At 50.7% G+C, this 2,828-nt stretch carries 1 protein-coding gene and 1 pseudogene; one reads left to right on the top strand and one right to left on the bottom strand.

Annotated elements, in window-relative coordinates:
- Positions 1-32 precede the first annotated feature (32 nt).
- A pseudogene (locus AXA67_08510) lies at positions 33-935 on the bottom strand (group II intron reverse transcriptase/maturase).
- 780 nt (positions 936-1,715) lie between these two features.
- Here AXA67_08510 and AXA67_08505 point away from each other — a divergent pair.
- Positions 1,716-2,708 carry a hypothetical protein gene (locus AXA67_08505; protein KXJ40786.1) on the top strand — a complete coding sequence of 331 codons (993 nt, stop codon included), beginning with the start codon at positions 1,716-1,718 and terminating at the stop codon, positions 2,706-2,708.
- The last annotated feature ends 120 nt before the right edge of the window (positions 2,709-2,828 follow it).

Below are 2,828 nucleotides of genomic sequence, written 5' to 3'. Positions count from 1 at the left end.
TTCGCGCTCAGTCAACAAGCTCAATATCATTCATTAATTTTCAACTTTTGGCGACAGTTACTTTGACATTTACCGACCTTCAGTTTGAGCCGCTGGGTCAGGAAGCGGGTGACGCTGGCCATAACCCTTTGCCCCGCCCTGGGGCTTTTCACCAGGATCAGCAGGTCGTCCGCATAGCGGACGAACCGGTGCCCCCGGCGTTCCAGCTCCTTGTCCAGATCATCCAACAGAATATTGGCGAGCAGCGGCGAGAGAGGACCGCCCTGGGGCGTTCCGATTGCCGTTGCCTCGAACTGCCCGCCGACCAGGACGCCTGCCCGCAGGTACTCGCCAATCAGAGAGAGCACCCGTTTGTCGCGTACCTTGCGGCCCACTCGGGCCATCAGGACATCGTGTTGGACATTGTCGAAGAATTTCGCCAGGTCCAGATCGACGGCGATGCGATACCCTTCTCCGATAAACCGTTGTACCTGCCGCACTGCTCCGTGGGCGCAGCGTCCCGGTCTGAAACCGAAACTCGATTCCGAGAAACCCGGATCAAAGATCGGTCCCAACACTTGCGCGATGGCTTGCTGGATCACCCGGTCGGTGACCGTGGGAATTCCCAGCATTCTTTCCCCGCCACCGGACTTGGGGATCATGACCCGACGCACCGGTTGCGGGGTATAGCTGCCATCGAACAGGGCTTGGCAAATCCTGGGCCAGTGGGATCGTGCAAACGCTGGAAAGTCCTCGATGGTCATCCCATCGATACCGGGCGCACCCCGGTTGGCCTTCACCCGCTTCCATGCCCGTTGCAGATTGCCGCTGTCCAGAATCCGCGCCATCAGATCGTCGCGCAGGGCCGGCTGCATGAGACCACGCCGCAATTCATCTCCCCCGGTCGGGTTCACAGGCGTTTGCAAGTGACTCATGGCTCCTCCCTGTCTTCTCATGTTCGGCCCTTCGCGCCGCCCTCTTTCCCAGAGGACGGGGCTACTATGGCCTCTGCTGACTTCTGTTCCATCACGCCCGCCGTTGCCGGAAGGCGCGCTGCCTGGGTTGCTTTAGGGTCCGGTGGCTTGTCCACCCCTTTCGAGATGGGCCTCAGTCCGGCTCCCATAGACCCACAGGCCGCCTATGGAACAGACTTTTTCGTTACGCCTCCTTGCTTCACAAAAAAGCCCAGCTTCGGCTTCCTGCCTGCGCGTTCGAAGCTTCGCTTCTCACCCCCGGATAAGAACATGACAAATTTGTCTGGAACAAATTTGGACGTACGCAGCACGCCCGAAGGGGCTGCGCCATGGATGGCGCAGATCAGCTTTCCGTGCACAACCGCTGCATTTACCCTATCCCTTGCACCTGATGGGCTTCGTCATCCTTGGCTGACTCGCCCAGGGACCAGGCCTTCTATGCAGTTTACTCGCCCCGTCCCTGGGGCTCGCCCTTCGGGCCAGCCTGCGGCTGTTCAAGGCGATTTTGTCTGTCCGTCGGCTCGCACGTTTGCGCTCGGGCTTCCTTCGGACAAACCCTCGCGGGTTTGCCCTTGCCGTCGGCTAGTAGTTATATTGGTCCACATCGTGAACACTACAGGTACTCCTACAGGGGACTTGCACCCCATCAGTTCATGCCCATGCCGGGCATACCAAGGTGCTGCAGCCGACCGCTCCACCCCTTCGCGGTTTCGCGTCGGCTGAGCTTAACGTTGGGCATACAAAAAATGAGAGAAAAGAACTATGAAGAGAATCTTGGCTAAACTTTACAATTCATCCCCAAAGGAGATATTCCAGTATGTAGGGGAAAAACTGCGATCTTCCGAACAAATATCCCATAGTGATAGTAAAGCGAAAGAGATATTTGATGTGTTGAAAAAACAATTCGATTTTTATAAGACTTCTAACCTTAAAGGAATTACTCCTAAAGAATTTGCGAGATCAGTACAATCGAGAATCGGTGTAATTGATGCTCAATCGGAGGGCTATTCTGAGGATGAAATAGAACTTCAGAGAGATTTATCAATTAAATTTCATTGGGGGCATAATCATGACTTTGGTGACTTTAAATTGGAAGGTCGGATGGGCGATAGGCATATTAAACTATTGGCCAATTTCATAACTCTTTTCCCCATCTCCCTTGAGGATTTTAAAACTAAGCATGTTTTTGATATCGGCTGTTGGACAGGTGGAACTACGTTACTTTTAGCAACTGTTTCGGACAAAGTATTCGCAATTGAAGAAGTTAAGAAGTATGCAGAAACAACATCTTTTTTAGTAACTTCTTTTGGTATTAGTGATCGAGTTTCAGTAAAATCGCTATCTATTTACGACTGCAATACAGAAGAATTCCATGATCAATTTGATATTGTTTATTTTCCTGGGGTAATTTACCACTTGTCCGATCCGCTATTGGCGCTAAGGATTCTTTTTAACTCTTTGAAGGTAGGTGGTTTCATCCTTGTTGAGTCCGCAGGAATCAAAAGGGAGGAACCATTTTGCAAATTTGAGGGAAGCCTAATTTACCACTCTGGAACAAAGGAGAGACTGAACCGTGGAGGTTGGAACTGGTTTATACCGTCTCCATCAGCCCTTTATCGTATGATGAAAGAAGCTGGTTTTGATGAAATTCAAACCCTGTGGAATGATGAAACCAACAGAATATACGGTTATGGAAGGAAAATATCGCAAGTAGGTATATGTAAAGCTGGGTTATCGGTTCGAAATATTAAGTAACTGTGCCCAACATCTATATGCCCGCCTCTTGTCAATAGGCAAGACGAGTTTTTCTCCGAAATAATCGGATTTTTAAAATATACGCTTTGTCGTTTCTGCTGCCTTAACTTTTCCTTATTG

The sequence above is a fragment of the Methylothermaceae bacteria B42 genome (assembly GCA_001566965.1).
Lineage (GTDB): Bacteria > Pseudomonadota > Gammaproteobacteria > Methylococcales > Methylothermaceae > Methylohalobius.
This window is presented reverse-complemented; position numbering and strand designations above follow the sequence as displayed.